We start from the raw sequence: 21,764 nt of genomic DNA, 5'->3' as shown, positions 1-21,764 counted from the left end.
CTCGGCGGTGAAACATGAACGACGCGGACTGGATCTCCTTCGACGAAGCCCTCGCTCTCGTGCTGGACGCTGTGTCGCCGCTGGAGACGGTACGGATCCCGCTCTCCGCCGCCCTCGGCCGCTCCCTCGCACGCGACGCGAAAGCCGTCGCCCCCCACCCGCCCTGGGACAACAGCGCCATGGACGGATTCGCCGTCCGAATCGACGAGGTTCGCGGCGCGAGCCCGGAACGGCCCGTGGTTCTCCCGATCTCCGACGACATCCCGGCCGGCGCGTTTCCGCGCGGGCCGCTGGAGCCCGGCTCCGTGGCGCGCGTGATGACGGGGGCGCCGGTGCCGGAGGGCGCCACGGGCGTCGTCCGCGTGGAGCACACGGACGGAGGCCCGGACAAGCACGTGAGCATATTCGACGATGCCGACGGGGAGCGGCACATCCGTTTCCTCGGGGAGGATGTCAAGGCGGGCGACACGGTGGTGGAGCGCGGGGAGGAACTTGGGGCGGCGGCGGTGGCGCTGCTCGCGTCGGCCGGCCTCGACCAGGTGGATGTGGGCCGGCGACCCCGCGTCGGCGTGCTTGCGAACGGAGATGAACTCGCGGATTTCGATGAATTCGACGAGGTGCGGGCCGGGCGGAAGATCATGAACTCGAACGGGCACGCGCTGGCCGCCCAGATCGCGGATTCCGGGGCGGAACCGGTGCCGCTCGGCATCGCCCGGGACGACCCCGACGACCTGCACCGTTGTCTCGCGCAGGCCGGAGCCTGCGACGCGATCGTCTCCGCGGCCGGCGTGAGCGTCGGCGAACACGACTATGTGAAGCAGGTACTCGACGAACTCGGCTTCGAGCGCTCCTTCTGGCGCCTGCGGATGCGCCCCGGCAGCGCCGCCGTCTTCGGCCTGCTCGGCGGCCGGCCGTTCTGGGGGGTCCCGGGCAATCCGGCCTCGGCGCTCGTCACGTACGAAACGCTCGTAAGGCCGGCGATCCGCAAGATGGCGGGGTTCGCGCGCCCCTGCCGGCGACCGCTGCAGTGCGTCGCGGCACACGACCTGCGCGGGCCCCGGGACGTGCTTTCGTTCGTGCGCGTGCTCATCGGATCCGCCGAGTCCGGCGTCCTCACGGCTCGCCTGAGCGGTCCGCAGGGTTCGGGCAACCTGGGGTCGATGCTGGCCGACGGGCTCCTCGCGATCCCCGTCGGGACGGACGCCATCGGCGCCGGGGACCGCGTTGACGTGATTCCGCTCAGGGAGTGGGCGAGTCCCGCTTGACGCGCGGGTCCGCCGCGGGCTGTCAGACGGCCCGTCGAATCAGATGCGGACGACCGCCGCCGCCATCGTGTAGCCGCCGCCGATCGAGGTGAGAACGATCGTGGCCGGGTCCGGCACGGGTCCGTGCTTTCCGCGGACGACCTCATCGAGCGTCACGGCGACGGTCGAGGCGGACATGTTGCCGTAGTCGACGATGTTGTGGACGACGCGCCCTTTCGGGAGTTCCAGCCTCTGCTCGAGGCCCTGCGTGATTCGCGCGTTCGCCTGGTGAGGGATCACAAAATCCACGTGGGACCAGTCGAGACCCGCCTTTTGAAGCGCCTGATCGCCCACTTCGGCCATCTTGACGATCGCGTTGCGGACGATCCGCGGCCCGCCTTCCATGTGGAGAATGGGGATCCGGTCCCGATCGTCCCGCCAGCTCTGCCCGACGAGGTACAGCGGGTCGCGAGCGAACCAGCCGGACGCCGCCATCGGGCCGAGTACCCCGTGGTCCGTTTCGCTCCGCTCGAGCACGACCGCCCCGGCTCCGTCGCCGAAGAGCACGGCCGTCCGCACGTCCGTGTAGTCCACGAGCCGCGTGAGGGCGTCGCCCGAAACCACCAGGACCCGCTCCGCCATGCCGCTGACGATCGCCGACCACGCCGCCCCCACGCCGTACACGAAGCCGGCGCACGCCGCGTTGATCGCGAATCCTCCCAATCGTGGATTCCCGATCTTCGTCGCCACGGTACAGGCACTGTTCGGAACTTCGTCGGACGGCGACACGGTCGCGACATAGAGCTGGTCGATCTCGTCCGGCTCGCGTCCGGCCGCCTCCAGCGCGGCGAGCCCCGCCCGGGCACACATGTCCTCGGTCGTCAGGTCGCTCTCCGGCGGGATCCGCCGGCGCGACCGGATGCCGGTCAACTGGTACGCCCACTGATCGAAGACCTCGGGGGCCGATAGTCCGTTGGCACCCTCGACACCCCTGAGCGCGGACCGCGCCTGCCCGACGTCGAACGACTCGCGCAGCGTGCCCATGCCGAGAAGCTGGAAGTTGTCGATGCTGTCCGGCGGCAGGTAGCTCCCGGTACCCGTGACCGCCGCGGTCACTCTGGCTGCCAAGGCCCTCTCCATCATCCGTGGGCGAGATCCGCGGGTGAGATCCGTGGGCCAGCGCCCATGGCAAAACCCTGCGTCGGCGGGCTCGGCCGCCGGAAAGTCCGAGAGTATACGGCAGAGACCGGGAAGGGTGCTAGCCCGGTGTCGCAGACGTCCGCAGGCTGCGGGGAGGCGGGGAACGGGCGAGCAGGAGCCGCGCCGCGGCCGAGCGGGCCGCCTCCGCAAGCGTTCGAGTCGGGCACGGCCGCGTCGGCATCACGCGGGCGCACTCCCTCATGCTCGCCTGCGACCAGCAGGAGTCGGGTTGACCATCGCCGCACTCCCGAATGAGCAGTTTCACGCTGGCGGGCAGTCGGAGGACCGCATCGCTGTCGAACTCTTCGGCCACCGCGTAGCGCAGGAGATCTTCGGCCAAACCCCGTTCCACGCCGGCGTCCAGCAACTCCTCGAGGGAGACGACCAGGAGAGGAAAATCGGCCCGGTCACGTCCCAGCCGCATCAGGAGCTCGCGCCCGACACCGCGGCGAAGGGCATCCGCGGCTTTCTCGAGCGCGATCGGCGCGGCCCCCGGACCGACGACGGACGCCGCATCCCGCAGCTCCGCGGCGAACGTGTCGACGGCGGCGAGGACGACCTCCGGAGACATCCCCTTCGCCACGCCCTCCATGGCCTTGTCGATCAGGAGACCTCGGGGCAGACCGTCCTGGACGCCCGCCTCTATGACGGAAAGGGTACGCGCCGCGTAGACCGCGCCCAGATGACGGCTGAAGCGCGCGCGCGCGTCCTGACCGGCGAGCGGCGGCCCGAGCGCGAGAAGGCTGGCGACGAGGAATACGGCCGCGGGAGAACGGCGCCGCAGGGCTGTTGCCACGGGCTGCCTGCTCTGGCTAGGGAGCCAGCGAGCGGGCGCCCGCGCCGCCCGTGATGGCGATCACGGCATTCTGGTTGCCGTAACCGTCCTCCACATAACGTTCCGCGTGCGGATCCGTGATCCAGGTCTCGCCGTCCACGAGGAACATGTACTTGTGCACGCCGGGCGGGAGCCTCACACGACCGGTCCACACGCCGGTCCCGTAGGGATCGGCCAGCGCGACCTCCGGCTGCCAGTCGTTGAAGTCGCCCGCAACGTGGACCGACGCCGCGCCGGGCGCCTCGAGACGGAACTGCACGTAGTGGACTTCTTCGCCCACGAGTGCCGTCGCCGCCCCCGCCGGCTCGGTGTATACGTTCTCCCGCGGCAAGAGGAAGAACGTCGCAAGCACGGCGGCCGCCGCGAGTCCCAGCCAGGGCCGGACGCGCACGGAGCGGGGATGCACCCACCAGTCCACGAGACTCGGCAAGGGCCGACGCCGCTCCTGGCGAACCTCGGCCATGACCCTCGATTCGAGTCCGACCGGAGCTCCGTGCACCCCCGAATCCCGCACGTCCGACAGGAGGGCATCCCACCGCTCGGCTTCCCTGCGAAACTCCCGCGAGAGTTCCGAACGGTCGATTTCTCCATCCAGGTACAGCTTCAGATCGTCGTTCATCGGTAGTTCTCTAACAGCACCTGTAACTGATCCCGAGCCCGATGTACGCGCATCTTCAACGCGGACACCGACGCTCCAAGTCTCTCGGCCATCTCTTCGTACGACCAGCCCTCGACGTGCTTGAGGACGAAAGCTTCACGCTGCTCTTCGCTCAGCGACTGCAAGGCCCGGTATATCTGTTCCCGTATTTCCGTCCGTTCGGCGCGCGCCTCGGGAAGACCCCGCGTCGCCGTCAGCGGGCCGGCCGCCTCCAGCGACACCTCCCGCCGTGCCCGCCCCTTCAACTGATCCTTGCACAGGTTGACGGCGATCCGAAACAACCAGCCTCCCACCCGTTCCCGATCACGGCAGCGGTCGAGGCTCCGAAAGCCGCGAATGAACGTGCGCTGCACGATATCCGCGGCGTCGTCCGCGCGCCCGGTCATGCGCTCCGCGTAGCGGTACAGCACGTCCTTGTACCGGCGCACGAGAACACCGTACGCCTCGCGATCGCCTTCGATTACGGCGGTCACGACATCCGCGTCGCTCGGTTCATCGTCCGGAACCCGACCCTCCGGCCCGATCCGAAAGATCTTCTCTTCGTGAATAAGACGACCTCTACGGCTTTGCGGTCACTCGACCCGCCACCGGCCCGCAACCCTCTTCGCAACTTAGCGGAACGGTGATCCCCCAACTACCTTTGCTGCGTGAACGCCGGGAACGCTGCCACCCACGCGCCGGACCTGTCCGATCTCCGCACTCCGGCGCTTGTCCTCGATCTCGATGTCCTGGAGAACAACCTCCGGGTCATGCAGGAACGCACGGACGCCCTCGGCGTTCGGCTTCGCCCCCACGTGAAGACGCACAAGTGTGTGCAGATCGCCGAACTTCAGCGAGCGAGCGGCGCGTCGGGCATCGCCGTTTCCACGCTCGCGGAGGCCCGAATCTTCGCGGAGGCGGGCTTCGATGACATCCTGTGGGCCTTTCCCCTCAATCTCTCATGGATCGGCGAGGCGGCCGCGCTCTCCCGCCGCGTCGAACTCGGCGTGACGGTGGACTCCCCCACGGCCGTCGAGGCGCTCGAAGCCGCGGGCGCCCCCTTCTCCGTCTGGCTCGAAATCGACTGTGGCTACGGGCGCTCCGGCGTCCCGCACGAAAGCGGCCGGGTCGTCGAGATCGCGAGGCGGATCTCACGCGCGGATCGGCTGTCGCTGCGCGGATGCCTGACGCACGCCGGCCACACCTACGGAGCGGGTTCGCCCGCCGCCATCGCCGCGCTGGCGGACGAGGAGCGACGGGTGATGGTCGAAGTGGGTCGCGCACTCCGCGAGGCGGGGCTCGAGCCGGGGGCGCTCTCGCTCGGTTCGACCCCCGGGATGAGCCGGGTCGAGACGCTGGAGGGAATCGACGAGGCCCGGCCGGGGAACTACGCACTTTACGATTACACCCAGACGCGGCTCGGGTCGTGCGCGGTGAGCGACTGCGCGGTCACGGTGCTCGCGACGGTCGTCTCCGCGCGCGAAGGATCCGACGGGGCGATCGCGGACTGCGGCGCGCTCGCTCTGTCCAAGGATGTGGGGCCGGACGATCCGCCTCACTACGGCCGCCTCTTCCGCGACACGTCCGGACGGGAGCTGAGCGACCATCAGGTGCGTTCCGTGAGCCAGGAACACGGGCGCCTGTCCGGGCGGTTCGCCGTGGGCGAGAAGGTCCGCGTCCTTCCGAATCACGCCTGCCTCACGGTCGCGCACTTCGACCGCTTCGAGGTCGTGCGGGGTCGGCGCGTGGTGGACCGGTGGAAGATCCGGCGCGCGCGTGATTGAACGCGACTGAACCGGCGCGGCGCGATCCCGCGCCGGCGTCAGGGCGCTCTGTCGAGGGCGATGAGCTGCGCGAGGATGGAGACGGCGATCTGCGCGGGCGAGCGGGCGCCGATCCGCAGCCCGACCGGACCATGGATGCGGTCGCATGCCGCCTCGTCCAGCCCCCGAGCGAGGAGCGCGGCTCGACGTTGCTGCTGCGTCCGGCGTCCGCCGAGGAGGCCGATGTAGCCGCAGCGGGAGGCGAGCGCCGTCTCCAGTGCGGGCTCATCCAGCTTCTCGTCGTGCGTGAGGATGACGACGCTCGTTCGGGGGTCGAGATCGAGCGCGGCCATCGCCTCGTCCGGCCAGCGCGCGTCGAGCGACGCGGCATCCGAAAACCGCTCCGGCCGCAGGAAGGCCTCGCGCGGATCCACGACCACGACCTCGAAGCCGGTGTGGTGCGCCATCGCGCACAGCGCATGCCCGATCGGGGTCGCCCCCACGATGACGAGCCGCGGGGGAGGGGCGAAGGACTCGACGAAGACGAGGCTGTCCGGATCGTCCCGCACGAGTTCGACGACGCGGGCGTCCGACCGGCCGAGCCAATCGTCGACGCGGGAGCGGGCCGCCCGGTCGAGTTCGGCGGACCCGAGCGTTCCCAGCGACCGGTCCGGTTCGAGGAGGAGTTGCCGCGAGCGCGTGCGCGCCGCCGCGCCGGTGAGGAGGACACCCGGGGCGCCGGCCTCCTGGAGCTGCCAGAGGCGATGCCAGACGGGGTCGCCGGGATCGTAGTGGTCGAGGAGGACGTCGATCTCCCCGCCGCAGGAGAGGCCCACGCCCGCGGCCATTTCGTCCGTGATCCCGTACGTGACGGAGGCCGGCGCGCCGCCACCCAGCAGCGCGGAGAGCCGTTCGTGCAGGTCGCCTTCCACGCACCCGCTCGAGATCGAGCCGCTCAGCTCTCCGGCGGCCGAGATCGCGAACCGCGCGCCCGGCGGCAGCGGCGCCGAACGGCGCACGGCGATGAGCGTCGCCACGGCGATGGGATCGCCCTGCTCCGCCCAACGCGCGATGTCCGCGCGCACGGCCCGGAGACTCATGCCGGTCGATCCGGACTCAACTGCCCTGGCGGGCTTCGCGAACCGCCTCGGTGAGCGCCGGCAGCACCTCGAACACGTCCCCCACGAGACCGTAGTCCGCCACCCCGAAGATCGGCGCATCCGCATCGCGGTTGATCGCCACGATGACCTTGGCCGTGCGCATCCCGGCGAGGTGCTGGATCGCCCCGCTGATCCCGACCGCGAAGTAGAGGTTGGGCGACACGGTCTTGCCGGTCTGGCCCACCTGTTCCCCATGCGGCCGCCAGCCCGCATCCACGACCGCCCGGCTCGCGCCGAGCGCCGCCTCGTCGCCGAGCGCTTCCACGAGCGCCTCGAGCAGCGGCCAGTGCTCCGGCCCCTGCATCCCGCGGCCGCCCGAGACGATCGTCGTCGCCTCGCTCACGTCGAGCCGGTCGCGATCCCCCTGCTCCAGCGCGGTCGTCCGCACCCGGCCCTCGAGACCCTCGAGATCCAGGCTCGACATCTGCCCCGTCGCGCTCTCCTCGGCCGGCGCGAAGACGTTGGCCCGGATCGTCATCACGGCCGGACCCGGGGTGAAGCGCAGGGTCGCGATCGCCTTCCCGGCGTACATGGGCCGGCGGACGACGATGGCGCCGTCCTCCCGCCGGCATTCGACGACTTCCGAGGCCACGCTGCGCCCGAGCCGCGCACCGACGCGCGGAGCGATGTCCCTCCCCTGGGCGGTCGCCGCGAAGATCACGGCGTCGTAGTCCCCGGCCTCGACGAGCCGGGCAATGGCCGCCGCGGCGATATCCGGCTGAGACAGCGCGAGAGCCTCCGACTCGCCGACCCAGGTGCGGTCGGCGCCGAAACCGCAGAGTTGAGCGGCCGCGGCCTCCGTACCGGGGGGACCGAGCGCGACGGCGTGGGTCTCTCCTCCCGCGTCGGCAGCGATCCGCCGCGCGAGCCCGACCGCCTCCCGCGAGGCCCGGCTCACCTCTCCGTCGCGGATCTCGGCGTACGCCAGCGCCCCGGGCATCAGAGCACCCCCGCTTCGTCGCGCAACGCCCGCACCAGCTCCGGCACGGCGTCCACCCCCTCGCCGACGATCCGGCCCGCGGCCGGCGCCGGCGGTTCATCGAGGCGGAGGAATTCGATCGTCGGCGCATCGAGCGTCACCTCCCGTTCCTCGAGCGGCTTCCGCTTCGCCGCCATGATCCCCTTGAGGCTCGGATACCGCGGCTCGTTGAGCCCCTTCTGCGTCGAGACGACGGCCGGCAGCGAGAACTCGACGACCTCGTGGCCGCCTTCCACCTCGCGGCGCGCCGTCGCATCGCCTCCCGCGATCTCGAGGCCGACGACGACGGTCGCGCACGGGAGGCCCAGAAACTCGGCCACCATCTGCGGGACCTGCATGTTGTCGTCATCGATCGCCTGCTTCCCGAACAGCACGAGGTCGACCTCGCGGCCTCGAATCTCGTCGGCCAGCGTCCGCGCGACGGAGAGCGCGTCGTGCGAGCCCGCGCACGAGAGCAGGACGCCCTCATCCGCCCCCATCGCGAGCGCCTGGCGGATCGATTCGGCGGTCTCCGGGGGGCCGAGGGCGATGACCGTCACCTTCCCCTCCCCCGCCTCTTCCTTGCGGCGGATCGCATCCTCGAGCGCGAACTCGTCGTAGGGGTTCACGACGTACTTGACGCCGGCCGGATCCAGTCCCGCGCCGTCGGGGGTCACTCTCACCCGCGTGGCCGAGTCCGGCACGCGCTTCATGCAGACGATCGTATTCATCCGTCTTTTCTTCGAATGGAATTCAGGCGTTCTGGTAGGTCTCGATCTCGTCGGAAGTCAGTGCGCACACGCGAAACGCGATGAGGTCGATGAGGGCGTCGGTCACGTTCTTCTGGCGGAGGTTCCGCGCCCTCGCGTCCTCCGCGGCGGGTCGCGCCTCGCGCAGGGTCACGAGCCGGGCGGCCAGCCAATCGAGAAAATCGTGTACGACGTCGCGGTGCTCGCGGTCTCGATCCGGCTCCCCGTTCGGAGCCTTCGGAAGGAACGCGTCGATGAGCGCGAGCAGCCCGGGGAAGATCATCTCCGTGAGTGCCTCGTCTCCGATGAGTTCCTCCTGGGTGATCTCCTCCCAGCTCATCTCGTTCCAGTACAGCTCGCACGCTTCCTCGAAGAGATGGCGCCGCACTTCGGGAGACGCCTTCCTGAGGACGATGTCGCCGGGCGAGAGCCTTCTCCCCACGACTTTTCGCATGCCGCGGATGCGTTCCTGGATGAGGGTTCGGCCAGCTAGAGCATGGGCTCGATCGGGCGTTTCGGCGGCGGCGGGCCGGGCTTGCGTTTCGTTGTTCACGGAGCCGAAGATGCGACGGCCACGGTGAAGGAACAAGCGCCGGGGCAAACGCCGCCCGGAGCCGGTGCAACGGCCGGCATCGAGGGCGTGTTACCCAAGCGATGGGGATGTCTTTGGCGGAGGAAACGCGAACGCGTAACGGATCGCCCGGCGACGCGGCCGGCCCCGGCTCCGGACCTGTGGAGCCGCCGGATCCCGGCGCGGACGAGCCCGGCCTCGTGGAGGCCGTGCAGGCCGGCGATTCGCGGGCGTTTTCCCTGTTCGTGACAAGATATACGGACCCGGCCTACGCGGTGGCGCTGTCGATTCTGCGCCACGAGCAGGACGCGGAAGACGCGGTACAGGCCGCGTTCATTCGCGCGCTCGAGCGGATCGGGCAGTTGCGGCCGGGAAGCCGTTTCGGCCCGTGGTTCTATCGCGTGCTGAGGAGCACGTGCCTGAACCTCCGGCGGCGTGAGCTCTTGCGGACGCATTCGGAGCTGACGGACACGGCGGCGTCGCGGGACGATCCGCATCGTGAATTCGAGCGGAGACACGCACGGAAGCGAGTACTCGACGCACTCGGGCAGCTTCCGGAACGACAGAGAACGGCAGTCATGATGTACGACCTCGAAGGGTACGACCACGCGGAGATCGCGAAGATTCTCGGGATCGCAGTCGGAACTTCGAGGGCGAACCTTCATCACGGCAGGCACGCGCTGCGCCGGCTTCTCGGCGAAGCGCCCGCCTCCGGCGCCGGAGGAGCGGATGACGATGAATAGGAGAGATCAGAACGGCGGGCGCGGGCCCGCGTGGGCCGAGTATCTCGAGCCGCTGCGGCCCGATGAACTCACGCGGCGCCGCCTGCGCCGGAGCGTGATGGCCGCGGCCGAAGCGCTGTTCGAGCGGCGACCCCTCTCCTGGCTCGACGTGACCGCAAGCTGGTCCGCGGCGCTCGCGCCGCTGGCCGCCGGGCTGCTCGTCGCGGCCGGCGTTCTGCTGTATCGCAGCTCCCTGCCGGACGCCCCCGAGTTCGCCGCGGACGTGGATCCGGAGCCGGTCGGGCTGGTGCGCTCGCTGGCACCGGACGCCGAAGCCCCGCCCGCGCTGCTCATCGACCTCATCGAGCCGAGTCGCGACGCGGTGCTGACGGCCGCGCTCATCAATCCGTAACTCGCTAATCCGTAACTCGCTGAAACGCGATACGAACCGGGTGCGTATGGACACTTCAAGATTCCGGGCGACGCTGCTCCTGACGCTCGTCTTCGCGACGGGCGCTGCAGTCGGCGTCGCGGCGGACCGCCTCGATCTGTTCGCCGGCGCGGAAGAGCAGGAGCCGGTGGCGGAGACCAGTTCTGCGGACACGCGAGAGCGCGATGACCGATCGAGGGGGCGGCAGACCACAATCGAGCAGTTTGCCGATGAACTGGGCCTTACGGCCGAGCAGCGGTCGCGGATCGAGGACTTCCTCGACCACTACCGCGACGAGGCGCGGGCGCTGCGCGAGGCGGTTCAGCCGCAATACCGGGCGCTGCTGGACTCGGTCCGGACTCAGATCGAGTCGGTGCTGACGGAGGAGCAGGGTGAGGACTATCGGGAGTTGCTGCGGCAGCGCTACGGCGACGGGCGAGAGCGCGGCGGTGAACGGGGGTCGCAGGAGCGCGACGACCCGCAGCGAAACGACTGACAACCGAGAGACGTCAAATCAGCCCCTGAGGGGGCGAGGAAACGATGACCATTCGACATAGATCAGGGTGCGGAGGCCGGCCGAGCGCCGGTCTTCGTCGATGGGGGTTTGTCCTGCTGCCGGTGGCTCTGCTTGCGGCAGCGTCGCCCCGGATGGCCGAGGCGCAGGTGCAGGCGAGCGACAACGTCCGCCAGATCACGGTCGATGAAGCGGTCGAGATCGCGCTGCGCCGCAACCCTCAGCTGCTCCAGGCCTACTCGCAGATCGAGATGGCCGAGCACAACCAGTTGAGCGCGATCGGCCAGCTCCTCCCGTCAGTCAATATGAGCTTTGGTTACTCGAACTCATCGACGGGACGGCTCGACGCCCTCAGCCAGGGGATCGTCGCGACGAGCTACTCCACTCAGATCAACGCCGGATACACGCTCTTCAACGGCTGGAGCCGGTTCACGGACCTGAAGGGCGCCCGTCTTGGAATCGTCGAACAGAACGCCCGCTATCGCGAGGCCGAGTTCCAGGTCATCCAGGCGGTGAAACAGGCGTACTCGGCGAACGTCGCGGCGCTCGAACTCGTCGCCGTCGAGGAACGCCGCGTCCAGCGGCAGGCGGACCAGCTGGAGTTCGTCAGGCAGCAGCTGGAGCTGGGACGGGCGACGCGCTCGGACTCCCTCCGTTCGCAGGTGGACCTCAACAACGCGCAACTCGCGCTGCTGAACGCGGAGAACAACGCGCGCACGCGGACCTTCGAACTCACCGAGGTCGTCGGCTCCGAAACCCTCGTGGGGCCGACCGCCGAGGCGGAACTCGCGATGGCCGCGATCCCCTTCACGCGTGACGAACTGTTCGCGATGGCCGATGTGACGGCGCCCGCGCTGCAGGCCGCCTCCGCGGCCGTCGAGGCCGCCGAGGCCGCGGTGTCGAGCGCGCGCTCCAGCTACCTGCCCACAATCTCCATCGGCGCCGGCTACGGGTGGGCGAACCAGGAGTTTCCACCATCCAACCGTTCGTGGTCGATCGGGCTCTCCGGCAGCTATCCCCTCTTCAACGGCTTCCAGCGCGAGACGCAGGTGTTCCGCGCCCGGGCTTCGGCGGACCAGGCCCGGCAATCCGAACGGGCGGCGCGACTGAACATCAGCTCGCTGCTCGACGCGCGCTACGCGACGGCCCAGTCCGCGCTCGCGGGGGTGGATCTCGCAGAGCGGAACGTCGAACTCAGCGAGGAGAGCCTCCGGGTCGTGCAGGAGCGGTACCAGCTCGGCCTCGCCACCATCCTCGAACTCCAGGACGCGCAGATCACGCTCACGCAGGCGGAGGTCGATCTCGTCAGCGGCCGGTTCCAATACGAGGCGGCGCTCGCGGGAATCGAGGCCCTCCTCGGCCGGAGGCTCGACCAGCCGCAGCCCTGACCGCTCGCGTCGCGTGCCGTAATCTCTTCAACGTCGGACCCGCGCGGAGTGTCCTCTCAGCGTGCTACCACGGCGCGGTTTCGCCGCCCCGCTGGCCCGTTCACGGACCCCGACACGAGACGAGATTCCGATGTCCATATTCGAACGCTGCCGGCGTCGCTTCCGCCTGCGAGGCGGTTCCCCGGGCCACGCCACCGTCCTCACGGCGCTTGGACTCGCGGTCGCAGGTTGTGCGACCGGCGAGGCCAACGAACCGGAGCAGACGCTCCAGACGCTGACCGCGGGCCACCAGACCATCGTCTCCAGCGTCGAGGCGACCGGGACGGTCGAACCGATCCGCGTGATCGAGGTCAAGTCGCAGGCCGGCGGCGAAGTTCTCCAGTTGCCCGTCGAACTCGGGGACAACGTCGAACAGGGAACGCTCCTCGTGCGGATCGACCCGCGCGATGTGAATAACGCGCACGCCCAGGCCCAGGCCGACCTCGACGTCGCGGAGGCACAGAACGATGTCGCGGGACGCCAGCTCGAGCGGGTCGAGGCGCTTCACGAGTCCGACATCGTGACCTCGGAGGAGCTGGAGAACGCGATCCTCTCGGCGGCGAACGCGAGGGCTTCCCTGGTCCGCGCCACGACCAACCTCGAGCTCGCCGAGGACAAGCTGGACGACGTGACGCTCCGGGCCCCGATCACCGGAACCATCGTGGAGCGGACGGTGGAGCAGGGACAGGTCGTCACGGGGACGCGCGACCTCACGGGCGGCACGGTGCTGATGCGGATGGCCGATCTCACCGAGGTCCAGGTGCGCATGCTCGTCGACGAGACGGACATCGGCCGGCTCCAGCCGGGACTGCCGGCGGACATCACGGTGGAAGCGTATCCCACCCGGACCTTCAGGGGGGCCGTCCTCAAGATTGAACCGCAGGCGGTCGTCGAGCAGAACGTGACCATGTTCGCCGTCCTCACGCGCATTTCCAACGAGGAGGATCTGCTGCGGCCGGGGATGAACGCGGACGTCGAAGTCGTGATCGGGCGCCAGGAGGACGTTCTCGCGGTGGCGAACAGCGGCATCAAATCCCAGCAGGAGGCCGTCCAGATCGTCCGGGCGCTCGAGATCGACGCCGATGTCAACGCGCTGCTGCGCGACTTCCAGAGCCAGGATCGGCCGGCGGCGGAAGGGGATGGATCGGCGGAGGGCGAGGAGGAGCCGATGATCGGCGGGGTTCCGATGTCGGAATTCCAGTCGATGTCGCAGCAGGAGCGGATGCGGGTCATTCAGAACCTGTCCGACGACGAGCGGCGGCAGATGATGCAGCAGTTCCGGAACCGCGGAGGCGGCGGACCCGGAGGCGGCGGGGGCGGACCCGCGCGGCGGCCCGACGAGCCCCGCCCGGCATTCGTGTTCAGGTACGATGCGAGCGGCCTCCTCGACCTGAAGCCGGTCATGATCGGCCTCAGCGACTTCGACCACACGCAGATCGTCCGCGGGCTCGAGGAGGGCGAGGAGATCGTCGCGGTCCCCACCTCGCTCATCGCGCAGCAGGAGTTCCTCGACCGAATCCGCAGCCGGACGGCGCTGCCGGGCATCGGGGGAAGGTGATGGCGGTCCGATGATCTTCTTCGAGATTCTTCGCGTGGCGATGGATGCGATCCGCGCCAACAAGCTGCGCTCGTTCCTGACCATGCTCGGGATCGTCATCGGGGTGGGGGCCGTGATCACGATGGTGGCCCTCGGGGAGGGCGCCCAGCGGCAGGTCGAGAACCAGATCGAGTCGCTCGGCACGAACGTGCTTACGGTCCGCCCCGGGCAGGGGATGTTCCGCGGCGTGCGCGGCGGATCGAACGCCCGGCTGACGACCGAAGATGTCGAGGCGGTGCGGCGGGGGGCCCCGGCTCTGACGGAGGTCGCCCCCGAGATGCAGGGGCAGTTGCAGGTCCAGTTCGGACGCAACAACGCGAGCGTGCGGATTCTCGGCACGACGCCGAATTACGTGGCCGTCGAGAACCACACGCTTCAACTGGGGCGCTTCTTCGATGAGTCCGAGAACCGCGGCCGGCGGCGCGTCGCCGTGCTCGGGGGCGCGGTGCCGGCGGTGCTGAACACTGAAGCCGCCGAACTCGTCGGCCGAACGATCTCGATCCGGAACATCTCGTTCGAAGTCGTGGGAGTGCTGGAGGGAAAAGGCGGATCGGGCTGGTTCAACCAGGATGAGCAGATCTTCGTCCCGCTGGAGACGGCGCAGTTCCGGTTGCTGGGGACCGACCGCGTGAGCCAGTTCAAGGTCGTGGTCGAGAGCGAGGCGGCGATTCCCGTCGCGATGGTGCAGATCGAGGACGTGCTCCGGCGCGAACACCGCCTTCCCCTGGGACGGGAGAACGACTTCTGGATCTCCGACAGCGTGCAGTTCCTCGAGATGGCGCAGGAGACAACGCAGACGTTCACGATGCTGCTCGCCGGGATCGCCGCGGTCAGCCTCCTCGTCGGGGGCATCGGGATCATGAACATCATGCTGGTGTCGGTCACCGAGCGGACGAAGGAGATCGGCGTGCGCAAGGCGCTCGGCGCCACGAGGCGGGCGGTCCTGCTCCAGTTCCTGCTCGAAGCCACGACGCTCTGCATGACCGGCGGGATCCTCGGCGTCGCCTTCGCCTACGGCGCGGCGGAGATGCTCTCGCGGTCGGCGGGCTGGACGATGGCCATCGCGCCGCAGGCGATCGGCCTCGCCGTGGTGTTCGCCGCCGCGGTCGGCGTGTTCTTCGGCCTCTGGCCCGCCCGGCGCGCGGCCCGGCTCGATCCGATCGTGGCGCTTCGGTACGAATAGCGGGCCGTGGGCTGCCAGCCCGCGCACACCCGGGTTGGCGGGAGGTCGCGGGCCGACGTATGGTCCCGGCATGAGTGTTCCGCTGACATCGCTTCCGGATTCCGCCCGCGTCTGGATCTACGGGGCGGACCGTCCGCTGACCTCCGAGGAGCGCGAAGCGCTGATGGTCGACCTGCGCGCGTTCGTCGACATCTGGACCGCGCACGGGACGGCGCTGCGGGCGGGCGTGGAATGGATCGAAGACCGTTTCGCGGTCGTCGCCGTGGACGAGGCTTCGGCGCCCGCGTCCGGATGCTCGATCGACGCGATGTCCCGGCGGCTGGGCGCGCTCGAGGAACGCCTGGGCTGCTCGCTTCTCGACAGCACACGCGTGTTCTACCGGGACGAGTCCGGCGCAATCGAGAGTTGCGCGCGACCGGAGTTCCGGGCGCGGGCGCTGACCGGAGCGATCGGCGACGCGACTCCCGTCTTCGATCCAACCATCGACACGTTGGCGGCGCTGCGGGCGGGCGAACTCGAGCGGCCGGCGGCCCGTTCCTGGCACCGGCAACTCCTGGGCCGACCCGGCGGACGGTCCTGACGCGGGGACCGGCGTGACGGGAGCCCCTGGGAGCGGCGCTTCCGGCGCCGCGCGGGGAAAACTGGCCTTCGCCCTCTCGGGTGGCGGCGCGAGGGCCGCCTACCAGACCGGCGTGCTGAGCTATATCGGCAGACAGCTGCCCGGGCTTCGGATCCCCCTCCTCACCGGCGTCTCGGCGGGCGCGATCAACGTGGGTTTCCTTGCTGCCTACAACGGAAACCTGCATGGCGCGACGCAGGCACTGAAGCGCCGCTGGCTCTCGCTCACGACCGAGGAAGTGCTGCGCACCAACCCCGCTTCCCTGCTCAAGGTGGGCCTGCGGATGGGAGGGTCGCTGCTGGGCGGCGGGACCGGGCTGAGTCCCCGTTTCCAGAGCCTCGTCGACACGTCGCCGCTGCGGGAGTTCATCGAGCGCGACGTCGGCCGCGGAGAGATCGACGCCCGGATCCGGGCGGGGGACCTCGAAGCGGTCGGCCTCACCGCGATGTCGTACCAGACGGGCCGCACGGTCCTTTTCGTACAGGGCGAACCGCGGTCGGGGCCCGGGCGCGCGAGCGCACACTACCGACTCGTGCGGACGAACATTTCGGTGGACCACATCCTCGCCTCCGCGTCGATCCCGCTCGTGTTCCCGGCCATCAAGCTCGGCCAGCAGTATTACGGGGACGGGAGCTTTCGCACTGCCGCGCCGCTGGCGCCCGCGATTCACATGGGGGCGGACCGCATCTTCACGATCTCGGCCCGTTACCGACGGTCCGAACTGGAGGCGCGGGCGCCGGACACGACCGGATATCCCCCGCCTGCACGAGTCCTGGGCCTGCTGCTGAACTCGGTCTTTCTCGACACGCTGGACTGGGACGCCGCCGCGCTGCGCCGGATCAACCTCCTCGTCGACCGACTCCCCCGCGAGGTCTCCGAGAGCCAGGGTCTGCGCCGCGTCGACCTGCTTATCCTGAGACCCTCGCGGGACATCGGGAAACTCGCCCGCGACTTCGAGATCGAACTTCCCCCGGCGCTCAGGTTTCTCGTGCGAGGTCTCGGAACGCCGGACATCAAGACCGCCGACTTCCTGAGTTATCTCCTGTTCGAGAGCGAGTACATCCGGGCGCTCGTGGAGCTGGGAGCCTCCGACGCGGAGGCGAACTGGGGCCGCATCGAGGCGTTTCTCACCTGACTGTGCAACGGACGATCGTCCACTTCGCCGACCTCCATCTCGACTCCCCGTTCGCGTGGTGCGAGGCGACGGGCGACGTGGCGCGGCGGCGGCGCGAGGCGCTTCGCGACACCCTGCTCGCGATCGTGGAACTCGTGCGCTCGACCGGCGCGGACGCACTCTTCTGCGGAGGCGACCTGTACGAGCACGATCGCGTCACGCTCGACACGGCGAACTTCCTGCGGCAGACCTTCGCCTCTCTCGACCCGGTGCCCGTCTACGTCGCGCCCGGCAATCACGACTGGTACGGGCCGACGAGCGCGTACGCGACAGAGGGATGGAGCGGGAACGTCCACATCTTTCGGGATGCGACGCTGCAGGCGGTCTCCCTCGCGCCCGGCATCACGCTCTGGGGGGGCGCGCACTGCGCTCCCGCCAACACGGACAACTTCCTCGGCGACGGCTTCCGCGTCTCCGGGGCGGGGGCGCACGTGGCGCTCTTTCACGGAGCGGAACGGTCGTGGCTCGCGGCACAGGGTGAACGGAAGGCGCCGTACGCCCCATTCGAGACCGCCGAGATCCCGGAAAGCGGACTGAATCACGCGTTCCTCGGCCACTATCACCGGCCGGCGGACGGCGCCCATCACACCTATCCGGGCAACCCCGACCCGCTGCAGTTCGGAGAGGAGGGGGAGCGCGGACCCGTCGTGGCGACGATCGACGCGGAGGGCGAGGTCGCGCGAGAGCGCCACGTCGTGGCGGTCACCCCGGTTCACGATCTGCGGCTCGATGTCACGGGCCTCACGAGCCGCCAGCAGATTCGGGACACGCTGCGCGCGATGACGGAGAGCCTCGCGGGACTCGCGCGTCTCACGGTGTGCGGCGACCTCGAGCCGTCCCTCGACCTCCAGGAGGACACGATCCGCGAGCAGTTGCTCGAAACGTTCGACGCCGTGCAGGTCCGAAAGTCCGAATTGCACCTGGCGTACGACCTCGAAGAGATCCGCGGGGAGCCCACCGTGCGAGGACGGTTCGTCGAGGATGTGATGGGAGCGGAGTTGGCGGAAGATGAGGAGCGCCGTGTCCTGCGGATGGGACTGCGGGCGCTCGACGGACGCGACGACCTCGAGGTGCTGTGATGCGCTTCGAGTCCGTGACGGCCCATCGCTTCGGCCCCTTCCGGGATGAGACGCTGGAACTGGCGCCGGGCATGAACGTCGTCTTCGGACGCAACGAGGCGGGGAAATCGTCCTGGCACGCGGCGCTGTACGCCGGGCTCTGCGGCATGCGGCGCGGCAAGGGGGCGATGCGGAAGGAGGAGAAGCGGTTCGCGGAGCGCCACAGGCCGTGGGACGACGACGAGTGGGAAGTCGGAGCCATCGTCGCGCTCGAAAACGGACGACGCGTGGAATTGAGGCATGATCTCGCGGGAAGGATCGAGAGTTCGGCGGAGGACATGAGCGTCGCGGGACGGGACTTTTCGGGCGAGATCCTGTTCGACGGGGCGCCGGACGGCTCTCGGTGGCTGGGCCTGAACCGCCGCTCGTTTCTCGCCACCGCCTGTGTGCGTCAGACGGACATCCTCAGGGTCCGGGACGACCCCGAATCGCTGCAGGAGGACATGCAGCGCGCCGCGGCGACGGCGGGCGTGGACCAGACCGCGGCCGCCGCGCTGCAGCGGCTCGAGGAGGTTCTCCGGGAACGCGTCGGATCGACCCGGGCTCCGACGAAGCCGCTCATGACGACCGCGCGGCGGGTCGCGGAGGCGCGCGAGGCTCTGGAGGCGGCCCGCGAGGCGCACCAGGACTTTCAGGAGCGTCGCGCCGAGGTCGAAACGCTGGAGAGGGCGGCGAGGGAGGCCCGCCACCGCGTGGAGGCGGCGGAGGCCGCGCTCGCGGGCGCCGAGGCGGAGACGCACGCGGAGCGGCTGCGGGAGGCACGGGCCCTGCACGAGGAGTTCCCCGAGGGGGCGCCCCACCCGATCCCCGAGGGCGGCGGGCTCACGCGGGCGGTCACCGAAGCGCTCACGACGTGGCGCAACCTCCCCGATCCGGTGGAGCTGACTGGGCCCTCGGCGCGAGAGATCGAGGAGAGGATCGAGGGAGCCGATGCGGAACTGGCGGCCGCGCGGGCGGTCGTCGCGGAGGCCGCTGCCGCAAAAGTGGAGGCTCGCCTTGCAGGTGCACGTGAGCTGCAGGCGCTCTTCCCGGAGGGCGGCCCCCGGGTTTCCCCGGAGGAGGACGCGCGCCTGGCGGAGATCCGCGACGCGCTCCGCGCTTGGGGGTCGCTTTCCGAGGTCGAGCCGCCCGCGGGGCGGAGGTTGGAGGAAATCGAGGGGGATCTGGCCGATCTCGAAGAGAGGCGGCCGGCGGCCCCCCGGCGACGTTCGCCCGCGCGAGCCGCGGCGTGGCTGGCTCTTTCGGCGGCCGTGGCGATCGGAGGTCTCGTCCTCGCGCTGCTGGCGCCGGAGTCGCGCTCCGCGGGGCTGATCCTGTTCGCGGTCGGGGCGGGAGGCGTCCTGTCTCACCGACTGGCGAGGACGCGGGCCGACGGCTCCGAGATCGCGCTCGCGCTGGACGTGCGGCGCGACAGTCTCCGCCGCGAACTCGAGACCGGACGCTCGGCCCACAGGCGGTACGCGGCCGAACTGCGGACCCGGCGCGACGCGATCGACCGCCTTCGTGAATTCGCCGGCGGGGAGGACGCGGGTTCGCTGGAACCGGGAGCGCTCGCGGAGTCGCTGCGCCGCGAGGCCGAGTCCCGGCAGGCCGGAAGGGAAGAGGCGGCGCGGCGGGGCTCGCAGTGGGATGAGCTTCAGGGGCTGCTTGCCGGTTCATCCTTCGACGCACTTGCCGCCGAGACGGATCGGCTGCGCATCGCGGCCGATGCCCTCCTCGCGGATGCGGCCGGAGCCCCGCTCGCGGAGTTGAGGACCCGGGGCGTCACCCGGAGCGAGTTGGATGAACTCGAACGGCGGACCGCGGGGCAGCGCCGAGAGTGGAGCGACGAACGGGCCAGGCGCCTGGCGGCGGAGACGCGGCACGCACATCGGTCGGAGCGGGCCGATGATGCCGTAAACAAGCTGCGTGAAGCCGGGTCGCAGATCGGCGTGACCGCCGAAGACCCCGAGGAGCTGGCGGACGCGCTGGAGGAGTGGCGCGCGGGCCGGGAGCGGATGCTCGCGGAGGCCGGCGAACGCAACAAATCATGGGATCGCCTGCAACAGTTGCTCGGCGAGCGGACGCTGGATGAATTCGCGGACGAAGTGGAGCAACGCCGCCTCCGGGCCAGCGGGCTCGTCGACCGGCTCGGGGCGGACCTCCTTGTCAAAGCTCGGCCGGGGCGGCCGACCGGGGAGACGCTGGAAAATCTGAGGCGGGAAGCGGAGGCGGCCCGCGAGGAGGTACTGCGCGCCGGCGGCCAGCTCACCGAACGTGAGCACCATCTGCCCAGCGTCGCCGACGCGGAGGACGCGCTGGCGGCGGCCGAGCGGAAACAGGCGAGGATCGCCCGCCTCAAGGACACGCTGGACTGCACGATCGGATTCCTCGAAGAGGCGCAGGAGCGCGTGCTGCGCGACATCGCGCCCGTTCTGACGCGGACGGTCCTCGAATGGCTTCCCGGAGTGACGGACGGCCGCTACACGGGATGCCGAATCGACCCGGAGAATCTGCTCGTCGAGGTCCGGACCCCGGGGGGGCGCTGGCGCTCCGCCGAACTGCTCTCTCACGGCACCGCGGAGCAGATCTACCTGCTGCTCAGGTTCGCGCTCTCACGGCACCTCACCCGGGAGGGCGAGACGTGCCCCCTCATCCTCGACGATGTCGTGGGCGCGTCCGACGCGGTCCGGAAACAGGCGGTGCTGCAGACGCTGCACGCGCTCGCGGGCTCTACCCAGGTCATCCTCTTCACGCACGAGGAGGATGTGCGGGACTGGGCGAGGGAGAACCTCGCGGGACCCGGCGCCCGCCTCATCGAACTCGCCGGGCGGCGGGTCGAGCGCGGAGGAAACGGGGTGGCTCCCGCTACTTGAAGACCTTGTAGTCGGTCGAGTGGCCCGGGTTCACCTTCGCGGTCGGGTCGATGTGGTGGACCGCGTTGTTCACCGCGATCGCGGCCTCTCCGAAACCGGTCGAGATCAATTCCAGCTTCCCGTCGTAGGTGGCGATGTCCCCTGCCGCATAAACGCCGGGGATGTTCGTGCGCATGCGCGAGTCCACCACAACGCACCTCTTCTGCAATTCGAGCCCCCATTCGGCGATCGGCCCGATGTTCGGAACGAAGCCGATCAGCGCGATGACGTCGTCCACCTCGATTCGCTCCGTTTCCTTCGTCTTCGTGTGCCGGATCGTCGCGGCCTCGACCCGGTCGCCCCCGTGGATCTCCGTCACGGTGCAGAAGGTACGGAGTTCGAGTTCGCCCCGTTCATGCGCACCCTCGACCTGCGCGACCGTGCTCTCGTGGGCCCGATAGCGGTTCGTGCGGTGGATATGCGTGAGTTCACCGGCGATCTCGCGCAGCGCCCAACTCCAGTCGAAGGCGGAGTCGCCCCCGCCGACCAGGAGAACGCGTTTCCCGCGGAACATCTCGGGGTCTTTCACGTTCGTCACGAGGCCCCGGTCCAGGAACTCATCCCACCCCGGCACGCGCAGCGTCCGGCTCTTGAAAGCGCCCTTGCCCCCGGCAATGACGACGGTGCGCGTGGGCCGCGGCCCCTTGTTCGTGCGAAGATCGAAGCCGCCGTTTCCCGGATTGAGTGCGAGGACGCGCTCCTCGAGGCAGACCTCCGCGTCGAACTGCAGGCCCTGCGTGACGAGTTCCCGCGCGAGATCCTTGGCGAGCACCCGGGGGAAGCCGGCGACGTCAAAGACATCCTTCTCGGGGTACAGCGCCGTCAGCTGACCTCCGAGTTCGGGGAGGACATCAATGATGCGGGCCGAGACGCCGCGCATACCGGCGTAGAACGATCCGTAGAGTCCGGTCGGACCGCCGCCGATGATCGTTATGTCGACCGTTTCGTTCTTCAAACCCAAACCGTTCA

The 21,764-nt window shown here is 69.7% G+C and carries 21 protein-coding genes; 12 read left to right on the top strand and 9 right to left on the bottom strand.

All coding sequences use genetic code 11. The features are described from left to right. Window positions 1–14 precede the first annotated feature (14 nt). Window positions 15–1,265: a gephyrin-like molybdotransferase Glp gene (gene glp / locus RN729_RS06920; protein ID WP_310783054.1), complete on the top strand. Its 1,251-nt coding sequence runs from the start codon at window positions 15–17 to the stop codon at window positions 1,263–1,265. Window positions 1,266–1,304: 39 nt separating this feature from the next. Here glp and RN729_RS06915 read toward each other — a convergent pair whose 3' ends face one another. The 4 genes from RN729_RS06915 to RN729_RS06900 form a co-directional block, all read right to left on the bottom strand. Continuing rightward, complete coding sequence (locus tag RN729_RS06915; RefSeq protein WP_310783052.1) at window positions 1,305–2,372, bottom strand: beta-ketoacyl-ACP synthase 3; 1,068 nt, start codon at window positions 2,370–2,372, stop codon at window positions 1,305–1,307. A 130-nt stretch (window positions 2,373–2,502) separates the two neighbouring features. After that, window positions 2,503–3,240, bottom strand: coding sequence for a hypothetical protein (locus RN729_RS06910; RefSeq protein ID WP_310783050.1), 738 nt, complete (start codon window positions 3,238–3,240; stop codon window positions 2,503–2,505). Window positions 3,241–3,256: 16 nt separating this feature from the next. Then, complete coding sequence (locus tag RN729_RS06905) at window positions 3,257–3,898, bottom strand: isoamylase early set domain-containing protein (protein ID WP_310783048.1); 642 nt, start codon at window positions 3,896–3,898, stop codon at window positions 3,257–3,259. Continuing rightward, window positions 3,895–4,410 carry a sigma-70 family RNA polymerase sigma factor gene (locus RN729_RS06900; RefSeq protein ID WP_310783046.1) on the bottom strand — a complete coding sequence of 172 codons (516 nt, stop codon included), beginning with the start codon at window positions 4,408–4,410 and terminating at the stop codon, window positions 3,895–3,897. The genes RN729_RS06905 and RN729_RS06900 overlap by 4 nt, the downstream gene beginning before the upstream one ends. A gap of 174 nt (window positions 4,411–4,584) precedes the next feature. Here RN729_RS06900 and RN729_RS06895 point away from each other — a divergent pair, with 174 nt between their 5' ends. Further along, window positions 4,585–5,700: an alanine racemase gene (locus RN729_RS06895; RefSeq protein WP_310783044.1), complete on the top strand. Its 1,116-nt coding sequence runs from the start codon at window positions 4,585–4,587 to the stop codon at window positions 5,698–5,700. Between the two features lie 38 nt (window positions 5,701–5,738). Here RN729_RS06895 and RN729_RS06890 read toward each other — a convergent pair whose 3' ends face one another. From RN729_RS06890 to RN729_RS06875, 4 genes are read right to left on the bottom strand one after another with little or no spacing between them, the layout of a single operon-like run. Further along, a complete protein-coding gene (locus RN729_RS06890) occupies window positions 5,739–6,779 on the bottom strand; it encodes an XdhC family protein (RefSeq protein WP_310783042.1) in 1,041 nt (346 codons plus the stop codon). A 16-nt stretch (window positions 6,780–6,795) separates the two neighbouring features. Further along, window positions 6,796–7,779 carry an electron transfer flavoprotein subunit alpha/FixB family protein gene (locus RN729_RS06885; protein ID WP_310783040.1) on the bottom strand — a complete coding sequence of 328 codons (984 nt, stop codon included), beginning with the start codon at window positions 7,777–7,779 and terminating at the stop codon, window positions 6,796–6,798. Further along, window positions 7,779–8,528: an electron transfer flavoprotein subunit beta/FixA family protein gene (locus RN729_RS06880; RefSeq protein ID WP_310783038.1), complete on the bottom strand. Its 750-nt coding sequence runs from the start codon at window positions 8,526–8,528 to the stop codon at window positions 7,779–7,781. Before RN729_RS06880 ends, RN729_RS06885 begins: the two co-directional genes overlap by 1 nt. Before the next feature lie 22 nt (window positions 8,529–8,550). Then, on the bottom strand, window positions 8,551–9,000 hold the full coding sequence (locus RN729_RS06875; RefSeq protein ID WP_310783035.1) for a hypothetical protein: 450 nt from the start codon (window positions 8,998–9,000) through the stop codon (window positions 8,551–8,553). A 206-nt stretch (window positions 9,001–9,206) separates the two neighbouring features. On the opposite strand from RN729_RS06875, the gene RN729_RS06870 reads away from it, so the two are divergent. From RN729_RS06870 to RN729_RS06825, 10 genes are all read left to right on the top strand, one after another. Continuing rightward, the gene (locus RN729_RS06870; protein WP_310783033.1) at window positions 9,207–9,860 is read left to right on the top strand and encodes a sigma-70 family RNA polymerase sigma factor; all 654 of its coding nucleotides are present in this window, start codon (window positions 9,207–9,209) and stop codon (window positions 9,858–9,860) included. Continuing rightward, the gene (locus RN729_RS06865; protein WP_310783031.1) at window positions 9,853–10,251 is read left to right on the top strand and encodes a hypothetical protein; all 399 of its coding nucleotides are present in this window, start codon (window positions 9,853–9,855) and stop codon (window positions 10,249–10,251) included. Before RN729_RS06870 ends, RN729_RS06865 begins: the two co-directional genes overlap by 8 nt. Before the next feature lie 46 nt (window positions 10,252–10,297). Then, window positions 10,298–10,765, top strand: a complete 468-nt coding sequence (locus RN729_RS06860) for a hypothetical protein (protein WP_310783030.1) — start codon at window positions 10,298–10,300, stop codon at window positions 10,763–10,765. A 44-nt stretch (window positions 10,766–10,809) separates the two neighbouring features. Then, window positions 10,810–12,171, top strand: a complete 1,362-nt coding sequence (locus RN729_RS06855; RefSeq protein WP_310783029.1) for a TolC family protein — start codon at window positions 10,810–10,812, stop codon at window positions 12,169–12,171. A gap of 130 nt (window positions 12,172–12,301) precedes the next feature. Beyond that, window positions 12,302–13,768, top strand: coding sequence for an efflux RND transporter periplasmic adaptor subunit (locus RN729_RS06850; RefSeq protein WP_310783027.1), 1,467 nt, complete (start codon window positions 12,302–12,304; stop codon window positions 13,766–13,768). Window positions 13,769–13,778: 10 nt separating this feature from the next. Then, window positions 13,779–14,990, top strand: a complete 1,212-nt coding sequence (locus RN729_RS06845) for an ABC transporter permease (protein WP_310783025.1) — start codon at window positions 13,779–13,781, stop codon at window positions 14,988–14,990. A gap of 70 nt (window positions 14,991–15,060) precedes the next feature. After that, complete coding sequence (locus RN729_RS06840; RefSeq protein WP_310783023.1) at window positions 15,061–15,570, top strand: hypothetical protein; 510 nt, start codon at window positions 15,061–15,063, stop codon at window positions 15,568–15,570. A gap of 13 nt (window positions 15,571–15,583) precedes the next feature. Then, window positions 15,584–16,744, top strand: a complete 1,161-nt coding sequence (locus RN729_RS06835; RefSeq protein ID WP_310783022.1) for a patatin-like phospholipase family protein — start codon at window positions 15,584–15,586, stop codon at window positions 16,742–16,744. Window positions 16,745–16,746: 2 nt separating this feature from the next. Next, window positions 16,747–17,862: a metallophosphoesterase gene (locus tag RN729_RS06830; RefSeq protein WP_310783020.1), complete on the top strand. Its 1,116-nt coding sequence runs from the start codon at window positions 16,747–16,749 to the stop codon at window positions 17,860–17,862. After that, complete coding sequence (locus RN729_RS06825; protein WP_310783018.1) at window positions 17,862–20,756, top strand: AAA family ATPase; 2,895 nt, start codon at window positions 17,862–17,864, stop codon at window positions 20,754–20,756. The genes RN729_RS06830 and RN729_RS06825 overlap by 1 nt, the downstream gene beginning before the upstream one ends. Here the strand turns inward: RN729_RS06825 and RN729_RS06820 are convergent. Continuing rightward, the gene (locus tag RN729_RS06820; protein WP_310783016.1) at window positions 20,749–21,750 is read right to left on the bottom strand and encodes an NAD(P)/FAD-dependent oxidoreductase; all 1,002 of its coding nucleotides are present in this window, start codon (window positions 21,748–21,750) and stop codon (window positions 20,749–20,751) included. The genes RN729_RS06825 and RN729_RS06820 overlap by 8 nt on opposite strands. Between the last annotated feature and the right edge of the window lie 14 nt (window positions 21,751–21,764).

The organism is Candidatus Palauibacter polyketidifaciens, from assembly GCF_947581785.1.
Classification (GTDB): Bacteria; Gemmatimonadota; Gemmatimonadetes; order Palauibacterales; family Palauibacteraceae; genus Palauibacter; species Palauibacter polyketidifaciens.
The sequence above is the reverse complement of the archived record's forward strand: the minus strand, read 5'-3'. Positions and strand labels throughout refer to the sequence as shown.

Bases quoted from the DNA above. Each gene is read 5' to 3' on its own strand.
- RN729_RS06870 (WP_310783033.1), top strand. From the start codon at position 9,207: ATGTCTTTGGCGGAGGAAACGCGAACGCGTAACGGATCGCCCGGCGAC.
- glp (WP_310783054.1), top strand. From the start codon at position 15: ATGAACGACGCGGACTGGATCTCCTTCGACGAAGCCCTCGCTCTCGTG.
- RN729_RS06860 (WP_310783030.1), top strand. From the start codon at position 10,298: ATGGACACTTCAAGATTCCGGGCGACGCTGCTCCTGACGCTCGTCTTC.
- RN729_RS06865 (WP_310783031.1), top strand. From the start codon at position 9,853: ATGAATAGGAGAGATCAGAACGGCGGGCGCGGGCCCGCGTGGGCCGAG.
- RN729_RS06825 (WP_310783018.1), top strand. From the start codon at position 17,862: ATGCGCTTCGAGTCCGTGACGGCCCATCGCTTCGGCCCCTTCCGGGAT.
- RN729_RS06855 (WP_310783029.1), top strand. From the start codon at position 10,810: ATGACCATTCGACATAGATCAGGGTGCGGAGGCCGGCCGAGCGCCGGT.
- RN729_RS06850 (WP_310783027.1), top strand. From the start codon at position 12,302: ATGTCCATATTCGAACGCTGCCGGCGTCGCTTCCGCCTGCGAGGCGGT.
- RN729_RS06845 (WP_310783025.1), top strand. From the start codon at position 13,779: ATGATCTTCTTCGAGATTCTTCGCGTGGCGATGGATGCGATCCGCGCC.
- RN729_RS06875 (WP_310783035.1), bottom strand. From the start codon at position 9,000: ATGCGAAAAGTCGTGGGGAGAAGGCTCTCGCCCGGCGACATCGTCCTC.
- RN729_RS06905 (WP_310783048.1), bottom strand. From the start codon at position 3,898: ATGAACGACGATCTGAAGCTGTACCTGGATGGAGAAATCGACCGTTCG.
- RN729_RS06880 (WP_310783038.1), bottom strand. From the start codon at position 8,528: ATGAATACGATCGTCTGCATGAAGCGCGTGCCGGACTCGGCCACGCGG.
- RN729_RS06890 (WP_310783042.1), bottom strand. From the start codon at position 6,779: ATGAGTCTCCGGGCCGTGCGCGCGGACATCGCGCGTTGGGCGGAGCAG.
- RN729_RS06840 (WP_310783023.1), top strand. From the start codon at position 15,061: ATGAGTGTTCCGCTGACATCGCTTCCGGATTCCGCCCGCGTCTGGATC.
- RN729_RS06885 (WP_310783040.1), bottom strand. From the start codon at position 7,779: ATGCCCGGGGCGCTGGCGTACGCCGAGATCCGCGACGGAGAGGTGAGC.